11 protein-coding genes are annotated in these 15,819 nt (G+C 40.6%); 6 read left to right on the forward strand and 5 right to left on the reverse strand.

Features of this window, described 5'->3' with window-relative positions:
* The first annotated feature begins 62 nt into the window (after window positions 1–62).
* A complete protein-coding gene (locus tag CQ839_RS16425; RefSeq protein WP_103669372.1) occupies window positions 63–710 on the forward strand; it encodes a Uma2 family endonuclease in 648 nt (215 codons plus the stop codon).
* On the opposite strand, the gene CQ839_RS16430 is transcribed toward CQ839_RS16425, so the two are convergent.
* The 3 genes from CQ839_RS16430 to CQ839_RS16440 all read right to left on the reverse strand — a co-directional run bounded on the left by CQ839_RS16430 (window position 699) and on the right by CQ839_RS16440 (window position 4,572).
* Window positions 699–1,718 (reverse strand): alpha/beta fold hydrolase, encoded by a 1,020-nt coding sequence (locus CQ839_RS16430; RefSeq protein WP_103669373.1) that lies wholly within the window; start codon window positions 1,716–1,718, stop codon window positions 699–701. The genes CQ839_RS16425 and CQ839_RS16430 overlap by 12 nt on opposite strands.
* Window positions 1,715–2,704 carry a fatty acid desaturase family protein gene (locus tag CQ839_RS16435; RefSeq protein ID WP_103669374.1) on the reverse strand — a complete coding sequence of 330 codons (990 nt, stop codon included), beginning with the start codon at window positions 2,702–2,704 and terminating at the stop codon, window positions 1,715–1,717. The genes CQ839_RS16430 and CQ839_RS16435 overlap by 4 nt, the downstream gene beginning before the upstream one ends.
* A gap of 176 nt (window positions 2,705–2,880) precedes the next feature.
* The gene (locus tag CQ839_RS16440; protein ID WP_103669375.1) at window positions 2,881–4,572 is read right to left on the reverse strand and encodes an iron uptake porin; all 1,692 of its coding nucleotides are present in this window, start codon (window positions 4,570–4,572) and stop codon (window positions 2,881–2,883) included.
* A gap of 127 nt (window positions 4,573–4,699) precedes the next feature.
* Between CQ839_RS16440 and CQ839_RS16445 the strand changes: the two genes are divergently transcribed.
* From CQ839_RS16445 to CQ839_RS16460, 4 genes are all read left to right on the forward strand, one after another.
* Window positions 4,700–7,459 carry a hybrid sensor histidine kinase/response regulator gene (locus tag CQ839_RS16445; RefSeq protein ID WP_103669376.1) on the forward strand — a complete coding sequence of 920 codons (2,760 nt, stop codon included), beginning with the start codon at window positions 4,700–4,702 and terminating at the stop codon, window positions 7,457–7,459.
* Window positions 7,456–9,681, forward strand: coding sequence for an EAL domain-containing protein (locus CQ839_RS16450; RefSeq protein WP_103669377.1), 2,226 nt, complete (start codon window positions 7,456–7,458; stop codon window positions 9,679–9,681). Before CQ839_RS16445 ends, CQ839_RS16450 begins: the two co-directional genes overlap by 4 nt.
* Before the next feature lie 139 nt (window positions 9,682–9,820).
* Entirely contained in the window at window positions 9,821–10,543 is a 723-nt protein-coding gene (locus tag CQ839_RS16455; RefSeq protein WP_103669378.1) for a creatininase family protein, read from the forward strand.
* Between the two features lie 185 nt (window positions 10,544–10,728).
* The gene (locus CQ839_RS16460; RefSeq protein WP_146048753.1) at window positions 10,729–11,283 is read left to right on the forward strand and encodes a hypothetical protein; all 555 of its coding nucleotides are present in this window, start codon (window positions 10,729–10,731) and stop codon (window positions 11,281–11,283) included.
* Between the two features lie 172 nt (window positions 11,284–11,455).
* Here CQ839_RS16460 and CQ839_RS16465 read toward each other — a convergent pair whose 3' ends face one another.
* Entirely contained in the window at window positions 11,456–12,805 is a 1,350-nt protein-coding gene (locus tag CQ839_RS16465) for a PQQ-binding-like beta-propeller repeat protein (protein ID WP_103669380.1), read from the reverse strand.
* 195 nt (window positions 12,806–13,000) lie between these two features.
* On the opposite strand from CQ839_RS16465, the gene CQ839_RS16470 reads away from it, so the two are divergent.
* Window positions 13,001–14,002 carry a phosphoribulokinase gene (locus CQ839_RS16470; RefSeq protein WP_103669381.1) on the forward strand — a complete coding sequence of 334 codons (1,002 nt, stop codon included), beginning with the start codon at window positions 13,001–13,003 and terminating at the stop codon, window positions 14,000–14,002.
* A 201-nt stretch (window positions 14,003–14,203) separates the two neighbouring features.
* Here CQ839_RS16470 and CQ839_RS16475 read toward each other — a convergent pair whose 3' ends face one another.
* A complete protein-coding gene (locus CQ839_RS16475) occupies window positions 14,204–15,433 on the reverse strand; it encodes an ATP-binding protein (protein ID WP_103669382.1) in 1,230 nt (409 codons plus the stop codon).
* Between the last annotated feature and the right edge of the window lie 386 nt (window positions 15,434–15,819).

The following is a 15,819-nucleotide window of genomic DNA, read 5'->3' on the forward strand; positions in this document are numbered from 1 at the left end:
TAAGTAGCTAGCGTAAACTGTAAATAGCGATCGCAGGATGAGTAAAGTTAGGAGATACGCAGATGACCACCCTATTACGAATCTCACAGATTGAAACCCTAGCAGGACAAAGCACAGTCCTCCATGATATTAACTGGCAACAATTTGAATCTATCCTCCAAGACCTTGGCGAAAAGCGCAGATCAAGAATTGCTTATTTAAACGGTGTATTAGAAATTGTCATGCCATTACCTGAACATGAAAAAATTAAAGTCTTGATTGGAGATTTTGTAAAAGCACTTCTTGAGACAATGGAGATCGATTTTGAAGGGTTTGGCTCCACGACTTTCAAGCGAATTGACAAACTCGCAGGACTAGAACCTGATGACTGCTTCTACATTCAAAACAATGTCGCTATGCGTGGCATCCGTAAACTAGACATGACAATCGATCCTCCACCTGATCTAGCGATCGAGGTAGATGTAACTTCCAAAACCAAGTTTGATGTTTACCGCGTCCTCGGTGTACCTGAACTCTGGCTATACGATCAGATATTGAAAATTTATATCTTGCGTGATGGCGAGTATGTCGAATCACAGTTAAGTCCTATTTTTGGTGATATTCCTATCCGTGATGTCATACCGCAGTTTTTAGAGATCAGTCTTAGCCAAGGACGCAGCAAAGCAATGAAGGCTTTTCGGTTATGGATGCAAGAGAATCTATCGCGATGATTCTTTGCGACTTAGCAATTCTCCAACCGCTTGACGAATGAACTTCTCATCTTCGGGATTTTGATAGGGATTACCCGCACGATGTCCCCAGACTGAAGGAATGGGAAGGTATGAACTATGGGGAATTAGAGATGCATCGCGATCGCAATCTTCGGGGGTGAAATACAAGTCCGTAGTGCTAGGCATGACTAGAGTTTTCGCTTGGATTGATCGCATGGCAAGTTCGTAATCTTTTTGATAAATGGGATTATCACTGACATCGCACCTGAGCCAAGTATCAAGCATCGCCATCAAATTTCGTGGATCGCGCTTGCGATAGCCTGCTTCCCAACCACGTAGGAGATAATCTTCGAGAGATTCATAACCGAATTGATAATACAAGCCTTCGCGATAAAAGGCTTGGGATGCTGCCCAACTAGCGTAAATTCTGGCAAAAGTGCGAAATCCGCGATCGGGAATACCGTCAAAATTAGTTCCATTCCAAGTTGGATCGCCAGTTAGGGAATAGCGCAAACTTTCTAAGAAAATGCGATTGTGATCGGTGGTTTTCGCCGTGCCGCAGATAGCGGCGATACGTTCTACGCGATCGCTATATAACGCACCCCAATGATAAGCCTGCTGAGCGCCCATCGACCAGCCGTAAACTAGGGCTAAACGCTCAATGCCAAAGACTTCACACAGCAGTTGCTCTTGAGCCGTGACATTATCCAGATGCGTAAACCAGAAGCCTTGTTCGGCTAATCCACATTCTGCACAATTGCAAGGCGAACTCGACAGCCCATTCCCAAACATATTGATGATAATCACGAACCATTTTGTCGGATCGAGAATACCATCAGGTCGCACTAGCCACTCAATATCAGGATGTTGCGCTCCGTAGGAGGTGGGATAGAGAATTACATTTGAGCGATCGCTATTTAGTTCGCCATAGGTTTGATAAACCAGTTGTGCTTGCGGCAAAATCGCACCGCACTGAAGCTGAAAGTTCTTAATCGTAAAAGTATTCATGCTACTGAATTCTCTGTCTTCGCGTCAAAATTAGCGATGATTTGGCGATGGACATTAATATATCCATTTTCGACACATTCAAAATGGGAACTTAATTTTGCATGGGCTGCGCCTAATTGATGGAAGGGAATGGAAGCATAGAGATGATGCTCGGCATGGTAGGAGATATTCCAAATTAGGAATCTTAAAGGCGCAAGGGTAAGCGTAGTACGGGTATTGGCGAGCATATTATCGGTATTGGGGCGATCAGTATGCTCGGCTAGGAGCAGAAATCTTAAAATGGGCTGACCGACTGCAAGGGGGAGCATCCAGTAGGTGATAAACCAAGGCTGTTGGAAATATACAGAAATAGCGATCGCCACCGCATAAACCAATAGCTGCAAACGGTTTGAGCGAATCACTTCCGCACGGGAGCCTTCAGGAATAAATGGACAATTATCTAAGTTACCGATCGCTGTGAGGAAATGTCTACGAAACTTGCCGATCCACCAAGTAATCCCGCTAATTTCGATAATATATTCCTTGAGATTTGTGGGCTTGCGATCGCTTAATTCAGGATCTTTATCCAAGATCTGAGTATAGCGGTGATGCCACTTGTGATAGAGCCGATAGAAGGTACTGTTATAAAAAGATAACAGCCCTGCAAACCAGCAAAGGACATCATTGGCTTGATTATTCGTAAAAACGGTACGATGGGAAGCCTCATGCAATGGCGCAAACATAATTGCAAAGCTAAATCCGTAAAGAATTAACGCTGGTATAGCTATAAACCAACGATCGCTAAGATTTCCCATATTTGTACCCCAGAGATAGCCACTAATTGACATCACCGCAAGATGCCCAAATAATTGCACAGATCCCTTAAGATCAGACTTAGCATTCAATACATTCAATTCTTGAGCAGAGAGAATTTGCTTAGAACTTTGAACTGATTTTGCCGATTTAACTTTGGTATTATCTATAGCCTCAAAATCCCTTGAAAACATAGTTTAAAACTCACTATTTATTTAGAGAGGATGGAGTAAATATTTATTCATCCTAACAATATAAATAAATTATTAGGTCAAAGCTTCTCTCAATAAGTCAAAGTTAATACCAAATCTGATCCCAGTTACGAATCACCGATGCAAAGCTCTGCTGATTCTTGATTAGCGAGGGAGTATTAAAAACTAAATACTGTACGTAAACTCAAGATCGTGATCGAGCCATTGGTATTGTTGTTATTAGGATTAAAGATCATCTGCAAATCTGGCGTGATCGTAATCTGTGAGGTAATTGGAAATTTAACAAATAGCTCAAGATTAGTTTGAGTAGCATTGCCAACATTCGTATCGATAAAGGGCTGCCCGATCGCGATCGCGCCCAATCCGCCTTCCGTAAATAAATCGGGAAAAGCTAAGCCTAAAGACCATGTTTGCGGATTAATCGCATTGCCTCCAAAGTTGGCATTTATATAAGTCGGTAAGGCATCACGAATCGGATTATCGCGGTTTTGAATGGAGCCGAACCCATATCTCCCAAATACTGCAAAGCCTTTATTAAGCATCCATTCCAAGTTAAGTCCACCGATGTTGTAATCAAGATTATTAACAGAGCCATTGGTATATTGCAAACGGATAGATACGGGTGTATTTTCTTGTGCATCTTTAGGAGCAAATTCTAATTCTGCGATCGCTTGATAGGGATCGCCAAATAGTCCTTGATTAATATTGCGAATTGGATCACTAGTATCTAATCCTGCGCCAGTTGTGATATGTCCTACTCTCAGAGTCCAGTCTCCCTGATTAGGACTCCATTCGACTAAGCCGCCAGTTCCATCATTTACAGGCAACAAAAGTGGATTGCTGATAAATATGCTGGCAGAAAAATCTTTGGTTTCGTCATTAGAGAAACTGTTTAAATCAAAATAATCATTTAGTGATAGAACAGGTGCGATCGTGGCTTGAATATCTCTACCTAGGGGAAATGTATAACGTAAAGCACCTAAATAGAACTCCGAAGAAATTCCACCATATTCTAATCCAGAACTACTAGCAAACCCAGCATAGCCAATAAATTGGGCAGGTTGCTCTAACAAACTACCAATACTTACGCCACTGTTTCCAGCTTCTAGTCTTGTATATAAGAGATCTTCGCCAGAGAAACTAGTACTTAAGTTCAATCTAGCGATCGCGATCACATTAGTATTAGGGGTTAACTGGTTAGAAATTATTGAGTTTTGCTGAATATCTAAAGCAGGTTGAGTAAAGTCAGTTTGACTAGCATAATTAGTAGCGATGGACATAATCGCTACTCCATTCAGTTTTGTCGTTGGCGAGAAAGATTTTGATTCTAAGTTAGTAGTTTTTGCTTCTAGATTAGCGACTATGTTAGTAAGCGATGATAGCTCTGTCGCGAAGTCAATTTGCAATTTTTGTAAAGTAAGTAAATCGGCTTGACTTATTTTATTTGTAAGTGTGGTTTGCAGTTGCTGATTTAAGCGATCGCTACAAGCTCTGATCGCTGCTGCAAATTCGTAACGAGTCAAATTGCGATCGCCCCTATAGTTTAGATTTGGATAACCAGTTAAGCAGTTGTATCGATTTACAATAGATTGCAAAGCCATAAAATCCCAGTCTTGATGGCTAACGTCTAAAAGTTGGGAAACATTAGAATATGATTCTGCTTTAGAATTAGAAATTATGTATGAGTTAGAGATTTGAAATGATTTTAAATCTCCCCTAAGGGTTATATCTGATAACTTATTTAACTCTGATCTAGAAAAACTATAAGCTAGTAACTGATCTGAAAAAATAGTATTTACTAGAAGGCTAACCATGCTGACTAGTAAATGCTTATTTAAAAATAAAATCATGATTTTTTAATTTGCTGTGATGGAGTACTCTATCAAACATTTTAATTAATTGCATTTTTATCAGATAAAAATATTGCTACGATTTTTTGATAAAAATTAACTTAAAGTCATTACCATAGATTTTTTTATGTTATTAAGCCTAAAGAACAACCACCAAAAGACTCAAAAACAAGGTTTATCTTTAAGGCTTTTGTTAGTTGCTCCATTTGTTATCCAAATTTTTGCTGCGGTGGGTATCACTGGGTATTTAGCATTGCGAAATGGACAACAATCCGTAAGTAACCTTGCCAGTCAATTGACGAATAAAGCTAGCCATCTAGTTAATCAACACCTAGATAGTTATTTAAATATCCCTCCAAAAATCAATCAAATTAATATTGATGCGATTGATATTGGTCTACTCAACTTACAAGATTTCCAAAAGTCTGGACGCTACTTTTGGAAGCAGATGCAGAGCTACAAGGTCAGCGCCATTGGCTACGCTTTGACAAATGGTGACTTTATTGGTGCAAACTATGTTAAAGAAGGATCGGAAATTATAATTGAGGAAGTTTCCAATCTCACAAACCGTAAAGACCATATCTATTCAGCCGATCTTGAAGGGAATCGGCTCAAAGTCATTAATATCGAAGATTATTCACCCTTAATGGAACCTTGGTATTATGAAACGATTCAGGCTAATAAGCCTGTTTGGACAAAGGTCTATGCATGGAATATTAAGCAGGGAATTTTTGCTGTCTCAGTAAACCAACCAATCTATGGAAAAAAGAAGGAAATCATTGGTGTGATTGGAACTGATTTACTCTTGAGTAGTATTAGTATTTTTTTAAGCGAGATCGAGCTTAGCCCTTCTGCCAAAATATTTGTAATTGAGCGCGATGGGCTGTTAATAGCTAGTTCTAACCGAGAAAATATGTTTACTGTTGTTAATGATAAAAGCGATCGCTTGAACATTCTCCAAAGCCAAGATCCACTTGTGAGAGCAACTGCGAAACACTTACAACAAAAGTTTGGGAACTTTCAGGTGATCCAAACGGGATTTCAAAGCTCAGACTTTGACTATCAAGGCGATCACCAATTTTTACAAGTCACACCTTGGCGCGATCGCTATGGCTTAGATTGGCTGGTGGTCGTCGTCGTGCCTGAGTCAGATTTTATGGCGCAGATTAATGCGAATACGCGCATTACAATTTTGCTTTGTATAACTGCATTAGCGATCGCAATTTTGGTCGGACTTATCACCTCACAATGGCTTGTGAAACCAATTCAAGGTTTGAGCCAAGCTGCTGCTGCGATCGCCGATGGGGAACTTGAAACTCGTGTGAATATTCAAGGCGTTAATGAATTAGAAATCCTATCCACTTCCTTTAATCAAATGGCAGCAAAACTGCAAGAATCCTTTGAGGATTTGGAAGTTAAAGTTGCCGATCGCACAATTGAACTGCAAAAATCGAAAGAACAAGCCGAAGTTGCCAATGTTGCCAAAAGTGAATTTCTCGCTAACATGAGTCACGAACTGCGAACACCCTTAAATGCGATTTTAGGCTTTACCCAAATCATGCATCGCGATCGCAGTCTTAATAAGTCACAAATTGAGAATCTTAATATCATCGGTCGTAGCGGCGAACATTTACTGGCGCTGATCAACGATGTCCTTGATATGTCCAAAATTGAGGCAGGACGGATTGCGCTGAATGAGACAGATTTTGACCTGCGAGAATCTCTCTATTTAGTCATAGAAATGTTCCAAATGCGGGCTGGCACTAAGGAACTATATCTCAAGCTTGAGCAATCAGAGGATCTGCCCCAATTTATTCGCACCGATGAAAAGAAGTTACGACAAGTTTTAATTAATCTAATTAGCAACGCTCTCAAATTTACACAAATAGGTGGAGTTACGGTTCGCGTTAAACTTGATAATTCCAAAACTAATGCATCCTCAAATCCCAAACAGATAAATATCCATTTCTCTGTTAACGATACTGGTGCTGGCATTGATGCTGCTGAAGTAGATAAGGTATTCGATCCGTTTATGCAGACTGAATCGGGACGTAAAGCTGACCAAGGCACAGGTCTGGGTTTACCGATTAGCAGTAAGTTTGTACAGCTTATGGGCGGCGATATCACCTTCAGCAGTGAGGTTGGGGTTGGTACAACTTTTGAGTTTAGTATCCAAGCTGAGCTTAGTGAATCTGCTAAGGCGATCTCCTCTAAACCCACCTTTCGGGTCATTGGTCTTGTCCCCAATGAAAGAACCTATCGAATTTTGATCGTTGACGATCGCTGGGAAAATCGGCAAATCTTAATCAAATTACTGACTCCGATTGGCTTTGAAGTAAAAGAAGCCGAAAATGGACAGATTGCTGTGGAAATTTGGGAACAGTGGCAACCAGATCTGATTTGGATGGATATGCGAATGCCCGTAATGAATGGCTATGAAGCTACTACTCAGATCAGATCCCATCTCAAAGGTCAAGCAACAACAATTATTGCACTCACGGCTAGTACCTTAGAAGAAGAACGCGCCATTGTCTTATCGGCAGGTTGTGATGATTTTGTTCGCAAACCTTTTCTTGAAAATACGATCTTTGAGAAGATGTCACAATATCTTGGTGTACTGTATGTTTATGAAGAGATCGCTGCCAGTCAGTCAAAACCTAGTCTGTCTCTAGTCAAATTCACGGCTGAGTCGCTGTTGGAGATGCCCAAAGAATGGCTATGGCAGCTTGAGAAAGCAGCTTCACAACTAGATAGTAATGCGATCGCCCAATTACTAGCGCAAGTGCCGAAAGAACATTTTCTGCTAACTAAAGAAATCGAAGATAGTGTCCATGATTTCGATTTTGGTCGGATTATCTCTCTAGTGCAGGAGGCTTGCTCTCTATGAATGACAACAAAGACTCTATTCAAACCGCAGCTACTAATAGCGAAATATTAATTCTAATTGTCGATGATTTGCCAGACAATCTCCGCGTTCTCTCTGCTGCGATCTCAGGTCAAGGATATCAAATTCGCTGTGCCAAAAGTGGCGCGATCGCGTTGATGGCAGTTGAGACAACTTGTCCAGACTTGATCTTACTTGATATCAAAATGCCAGATATGGATGGTTATGAAGTTTGTCAGCGCCTCAAAGCCTCTGAATTTCGCGATATTCCCGTCATCTTTTTAAGTGCCTTAGATGATGTTTTCGATAAGGTCAAAGCTTTTAATATCGGTGGTGCTGATTACATTACCAAACCGTTTCAAATCGAAGAAGTCTTAATCCGTGTCAAACATCAACTATCACTGAAAGTCGCGGAATCAAAAATTTGCCAGCTAAATCAACAACTTGAGCAACAAAACGGACAGTTAGAAGCACTCAATGCAGAATTACAGTTTGAAATTATCGAGCGTCAAATTATGGGAGAAACATTAAAAGTTAGTGAAGAACGTTTAGAGAGTATTTTAGGTTCTATTGAAGATGTTGTCTGGTCAATGCATCCAACCGCTTCACAGTTTATCTATTTTAATGCGGCGGTTGCAAAAATCTATGGTTATCCCATTTCTAACTTCTTTGAAGATCCTGAATTCTGGTTAAAAGTAATTCATATAGAAGATCGCGATCGTATTGAGATTGCCAATCGTAGCATTATGACGACAGGGACTGTAAGCGAAGAATATCGCATCTTACGTCCTGATCAAGAAGTTCGCTGGGTAAGCGATCGCCGATATCTTGTATATGATCGCGATGGAAAAGTCATTCGGATCGATGGAATTGTGCGAGATATCACTGATCACAAACGAGCGCAGGATCAATTAGTCCATGATGCTCTCCATGACTCACTTACAGGACTTCCAAATCGCAATCTGTTTATGGATCGTGTCGAGCAAGCTCTCAAATATGGTAATCGACATTCTCAATATATGTTTGCGGTTATGTTCATCGATCTAGATCGCTTTAAAATGGTCAATGATATGCATGGTCATATGATCGGTGATCAGTTTTTGCAAGCGATCGCCAAGATATTAGGAAGTTGTTTGCGATCGGTTGGCGATACTGTTGCCCGTCTCGGTGGGGACGAATTCACGATTTTGATTGATGATATTCAAGAAGTTAGCGAAGCCCTGATGATTGCCGATCGCATTCTTTCTAAGCTCTTACATCCGATTAATTTACCAACTCAAACAATTTTTGCAAGTGCCAGCATTGGCATCGTTATCAGCAATCGAGACTATGTGAATAGCACTGATTTACTTAGAGATGCAGATATTGCGATGTATCGAGCTAAATCTCTTGGGAAAGGAAGATACATTCTCTTTGACAAAGAAATGTACGAACAGAACTTAAGGGCAATCCAACTTGATAGTGATCTCCATTACGCACTAGAGCGTGAGGAGTTTGAGCTGTATTATCAACCAATTATGTCTTTGGCATCAGATAAGCTCGCAGGATTTGAAGCCTTGATTCGGTGGCATCACCCCGAACGTGGATTAGTACCACCCTGTGAGTTTATTCCCATCGCTGAAGAAACAGGCTTAATTATTGGGATTGGTGATTGGGTAATAAACCAAGCTTGTAAGCAGTTATCTATATGGCAAAGCCAATTTATAGAAGCAAAGTCTCTAAAAATGAGCATTAATCTTACTTGCCAACAAATACGCGAAAAAAATCTTTTAGAAAAACTAGATCGGGTGTTAGCGACAACAGGAATTGATGGCAGCACCATCCGACTAGAAATCACCGAAAGCTCAATGATGGATCAAGGTGAAGAAACGATCGCGAAATTAGAACAATTACGTGCGCGAAATATCCAACTAAGTATTGATGATTTTGGACAGGGCTACTCTTCTCTTAGTTATTTGCATCGCTTTCCCGTAAATACGCTCAAAATTGATCGCACTTTTGTCGAACAGATGAGCCTTGGTGGCCAGAATTTTGAAATTATCCGCACGATTATCATTCTTGCCCATGCCCTAGATATGAATGTAGTTGCCGAAGGCGTAGAGACCCATGAGCAAATGTCTATGTTGAAACAATTAGGCTGTGAGTATGCTCAAGGCTATTTCTTCTCACGTCCGATCATCGCTGCCGCCGCTGAGCAAATGATTAGAATCCAGACAACAATATAGGCGGTACTTTTACAACCTATATTGAACCACAAGAGATTTTTTGAAAGTGTTGCAAAGCAACACTTTCAAAAAATCTCTTGGTTTTGGTTTGAGCACAAAGCGCTGTAATAATTAGATTCAGAACTAAAAGATAAAATCTATGCTGCTACACCTATCAACATGGCAAGAAGTCGAGACTTATTTACAGCGATCGCAGGCTGTAATTATTCCCATCGGCTCCACTGAGCAGCATGGCCCCACAGGATTAATCGGCACAGATTTTATTTGTGCGGAAGCGATCGCCTGTGCCGTTGGCGAAAAAGCTGATGCTTTAGTTACTTCCACCCTTACGCTTGGCATGGCAGAGCATCACACAGGGTTTGCAGGCACAATTAGCCTCAAGCCTTCTACGCTGACCTTAGTAATTCATGATGTCGTGCGATCGCTTGCCAAGCATGGATTCAAACGCTTCTTTTTTCTGAATGGGCATGGTGGCAATATTGCCGTTCTCAAAACTGCCTTTACGGAGATTTATAACGAACTACCCGATGTACGTTGTCGTCTAGGCAACTGGTGGGCAAGTAATGACATGTATAAGCTTGTCAGAGAGCTTTATGGCAATCAAGAGGGCTATCACGCTACGCCCAGTGAAGTTGCTGTCACGATGTATCTTTATCCTGACTCGATTAAAAATGTCCCGCTTAGCGAATCCGTCAATAAAGATAGCCGCATTTATAGTCCCGAAGAATTTCGCAAACGTTATCCCGATGGTCGTATGGGGTCAAATCCAGCTTTAGCAACTGTTGAACATGGGCAACAACTTTTTGAGCTTTCCGTCAAAGAACTAGTCAGTCAGTACAACGATTTTCTTACTGAAGTTTAAATGAACCAATAAATTTTTTGAAAGTGTTGCGAAGCAACACTTTCAAAAAATTTATTGGTTCAGGTTTGATCGCAAAGTGCGGTAAATCCGATAAACAAGATTAAGTCATTTGCAGCAAAGCGCAAACACTAGAATCGTTGTATGCTGATCAACTTAAACATCAAAAGTACTTGTATTTTGACCTCATGCTTGATCGAGCAGCGATAACCGTAGCGATTTCCTTATGTCCCGAAGAAGCAGTTTGTTACTTAGCAAGGGTTTACACAACCTTAGTTGTTTTCAATCCGCCTGAGTTTATCAAGACTTCTATCGGGGGGAGAGTGTTGATCCATTCCCTTGGCTATCCTGACAATGCCGAATCAGCCTATATTTGCAAGCAACTTATGGATGAGTTTGGCTTTGATGCTGATACTTTTCCTGCTTTTGCGATCCAAGGACTAGCCACGATCGCTTCGATATTTCCCTGCGATCGCCAAAATTTAGATGTAGATTTTGAGCTAGATCAACATCTCGATATTGCTCCAACTAGCTTGATCGATCTCCAATCAAGGGTAGAAGATAAAGGTCAATCCGCATGGTTAATGCAATTGAAAGAAACTTATTTTTTGCAGGAGCCAATTTATGATGTCCTACCACCAATGAGCACAGAGACGGGCAATGCATGGCTCCCACAACATAAATCCCATTTAGAAAATTTTCAAAATGCTCTAAGACGAGATATTCTCAGCAGTAAAGTATAAGAAAGCAGAACTTTGTGCCACTTTCCATCAATTCTCATTATAAACATCGGTTGTTTGAAAGCCCGCCAACGGCGGGCTTTCAAACAACCGATTTTGGTGTTTCCAGCGCCTTCGGCGCTGGAAACACCAAAATCGGTTGCATAATGAGAATTGCTAGTCACTTTCTTATACTTTAGGGAATTGAAAAGGCTTGTACTTTGCTATTGCCATCATCTTTTAGGAAGTTGCTAGCAAAAATCAAACGTTTTGGGGATGATGCTTTACTAATGATAGGTGCATGATAGATATGGCTATTGAGTAAAGTTGGTGTTCTCCATACCAATTTGCCAGATTTATCGTCAAATGCACTTACCCAGCTATTGTTATCGGCAGAACCATAAAAGCCAAAGGTTGCATTTTTGATTTCCATATCAGGCGCGTAAATCAGACCATCTGACCAAGTTAAATTTTTAGGTTCAGTATCGTAGACACGAGGAAGTTTAAATTTGCGTAAAAATCCGCCCGTTTCCTTGTCTAGTACTACAAAATTATTGCCAGCATTACCTTCAGATTGCCAAACAAAGACTTCGCGATCGCTCACAGTTTTGACTTTTCCAGTGGCAACATATGACCATTTTTCCTTACCTGTTTTAAGGTCGATCGCACTAATGCGTCCTGATGGTTGCATATCACTATTGCCAAAGACGGAAGTATAGATCGTATCTCCGAAAATCTTTGTTGACCATAAGCCATCAGGCTTTTGAGGCGCTTCCCATTTCCAAAGAACTTTACCTGATGTCACATCAATCACTGTAAATTGTTCGATGCGTCCTGATGGAGTGTCATTAAAACTAGGTAAAAATAACAGACCATTCTGGACGACGGGTTCGATAGAATCATGGGCTACAGAAATACCAATCATTCCGTCAATATTGGGTTTGTATGACCAGAGAGTTTTATCTTTACTGATACCAAATACCTCAATGCGGTAAGTGCTTTTGTAGTCATGATTTTGGAGTGACCGAGAATCACCATACACAGCTATATCCTGATATATTCCCATCGTGCGATCGCTAGTGCGTTCATGAACATCTTCTGTATACTTAAACGATACGGTGGGAGAGCCAGTTTCAGGTTTAAATCCTACAAGTCCATTGGCATGACTAACATAAATAGTTCCATTGTCTAAAAATAACTGGTGACGAGCAATCGGCTGAGATGGTGGTAGTTTTTTCTGCCATAGCACTTTTCCTGAAGCAATATCAAGGGCAACCAGTTCTGAGGGAATACCTTCATTAATCTTTAAATCGCTGAACTGCGTCTTAATCTTATTGATGACAAATAATTGCTTATTAGTAGCGACGGGTTTAGCGATCGCTTCTAAATTAGCAGTCCATTTAGGCTGAATGATCGCTTCGGAATTATTACCATAGGCAAAAAAATGAAAACTAGTCAGCAGCAGTAAAGCACTTAAGAAATATTTAAAAAAGTCGGTGATTTTTTTTGAATATCTCAGTTTAGATATTGATGGTATTACTTGCATAACGGCGATCGCTATAATGTTTTAACGAAGCTAAAGATAATAATTTACCTGTTGTTTTTGCTTTAAATTCATAAACAACATTAATTATTAAAATCAAATCAAAATTAAACTTGTACGTAGATCATTGTTTTGGTAGATTGGAGGTTGGGAAAGAAGTAATAATAAATACATTTTTATAAGGATTGGTTCAGAATTATGAGCAGTAAGCCCAACCGCGTTGTTGTGATCGGAGTTGCAGGAGACTCTGGCTGTGGCAAGTCCACATTTTTACGCAGATTAAATGACTTGTTCGGCGAAGAATTTATGACCGTGATTTGTCTGGATGACTATCACAGCCTAGATCGCAAACAACGTAAACAAACGGGAATTACTGCGCTTGATCCTCGTGCCAATAATTTTGACTTGATGTATGAGCAGGTCAAAGCCCTCAAGGAAGGCAAATCGATCATGAAACCGATTTACAACCATGAGACAGGTCTACTTGATCCTCCTGAATTGGTTCAGCCTAATAAGGTAATTGTGATCGAAGGCTTGCATCCGATTTATGACGAGCGCGTGCGTGGGCTGCTAGATTTCAGCATTTATCTTGATCTCAGTGATGAAGTCAAAATTGCTTGGAAGATTCAGCGTGATATGGCTGAGCGTGGTCATACCCTTGCTGATGTCATGCAAGCGATCGAATCTCGTAGACCAGACTTTGAGGCATACATTGATCCTCAAAAAGCCCATGCTGATGTGGTCATCCAAATCCTACCCACTAATCTGATTGCTAATGATACTGAGCGGAAAGTATTGCGGGTACGCTTAGTTCAACGCAGTGGTGTTGAGGGTATTGAGCCAGCTTACCTATTTGATGAAGGTTCCACAATTTCTTGGATCCCTTGTGGCACGAAGCTAACCTGCTCTTATCCAGGTATTAAGCTATTTTCGGGACCAGATAGCTGGCTTGGTCAGCCTGCGAGCATTTTGGAGATCGATGGACAATTCGATCGCCTTGACGAGATGGTCTATATCGAAAGTCATCTCAGCAGTATAGATACTAAGTATTACGGTGAACTGACAGAGTTGTTACGCAAACACCCAGATTATCCAGGTTCTAATAACGGTACTGGCTTGTTACAAATTATCGTGGGTCTGAAGATGCGCGCAACTTTTGATCGTCTCACCAAACAAGCTGAACAACTAGTCACAGCCTAAATAACCCTATGAAGAAAGGAAAGTGTTATTTCACAACACTTTCTTTTTTTGTACGGTCACAACACATCTAATACCAAAACACAAAATGGCTACGCCATTTTGTGTATTAAAAACCCTTACAGAGGTTGGTTTTTAATACACAGAAGTGTTGTCACACTTTTGTGTATTGGTATAAGAGATAGCTAGGAAATTTGGCGACAGCTATATAAAGGGACTGCTAAACCAGTAGCCCTGATTATCATGATGAGCAAAAAGTAAGAGGCGACGACACAAATTGATTGTTTCAGGTGTGAGTGCATAATCACTAGTCACACATTCGTGTAAAGCTTGCCGATCGCGATCTCTAATTGTTGATAGTCGAGTAGTGCGATCGCTATCCAAGACTTGGTTGAGCAGCTCAAGACGGATTGGTGGATCTTGCGATTGCAAACAACCTTGCAGTAGGGATAGTAAATATGGTAGATGACCACGGCTAGCTAGACATAGGCGATCAAGGGTTTCTAGATTCTCAAAGCAATCGGTAACTTGATCTAGCCTGAGTTCGGGGGCAATATTTGGCAACATCCTTGCTAAAACAACTTGACGCAGTAGGTTTAAACTTTCAGGATTAACAACATTATTGCGATCGCATAGCTGTAAATTCGGCAAGACAATCGGGGCAGTCCCCTTGGGCTGTAACTGCTCACTGAGATGAGTGATCGCCAGCAGTTGCAAAGTATAGATAGTGTGGCATTGAAATTGACGTAAATATTTACTACCTTTACCAAAAATTTGATCGGACTGCTCAATGGATAGCCGATCAAGGTTATCTACTAAAATCACTAATCCTTTTTTTCCAGTTTGTTTAATACGATCGACTGCGACTCCAGTCACTTCTTCGATCGCCACAATTAGTAAGTTGGTAAGCCGTGTTTCCATATGGCGGTGCAACTGGCGGCGATTTTGACCGTTATCTTGTAAGGTTTGTAAAATTCTTTGTAAGCGTTGCCCAGAGGTTGTGATGTTAATAGATGGAATTATCCTCATCCATTTTTCGATTTCCGCGATCGCATTGGGCAAATAGGTTAGGGATATTGAATCTCCTTTGCTCTCTAATTGTTGCAAAATCAATTTCAGAATTACTAGCCAAAGCTCTGCTAAGCCAACTTCATGGAGTTGTAGATGCTGGTCAACTGCACAATAAATTACTGCAAAGCCTTGCTGCTCTAACTCAAATTTTAATCTTAGGAGTTCCGTTGATTTGCCACTACCAATATGTCCTGAAAGTAATTGATAGGTGGGTTTATTCGGGGATAAGGCGATCGCTCTTCGCATTCGCTTCACTACGTTTTCTCCTCTTGCAGGAGCTAAATCTATATAGTACGATGCTTCTTTTTGTAAACAGATGGAAAAACTGGCGTTACAAGCATGAAGGAATTCTAGATTTGACATAATGTAGGATTAATTGGAGATCTATGCTTGAGTCCCTTGTTTGTCTTAAGAATCCATTTAAGAATTGTCTAGATCCCCCCCAGCCCCCCTTAAAAAGGGGGGAGAATTAAATTCTTCCCCCTTTTTAAGGGGGATTGAGGGGGATCTCTTAGAGCTTTTGACCGCAGAAAGTAATTCTTAAATGGTTTCTAATACCAATTCACAAAATGACATAGCCATTTTGTCTTTTTAAAACCCTTGCTGGATTTGCTTTTCAACTCACAAAAGTGTGACTATATTTTTGTGAATTGGTATAACACAAAATTTTAGATCGTTTTTTTTGTTCTTGTACGTTCTGTGCCAGCAAAGTAGCAACTCTCATTATGAAACCAATTTTTGGTTTTCCA

It is taken from the genome of Pseudanabaena sp. BC1403 (assembly GCF_002914585.1).
Taxonomy (GTDB): Bacteria; Cyanobacteriota; Cyanobacteriia; order Pseudanabaenales; family Pseudanabaenaceae; genus Pseudanabaena.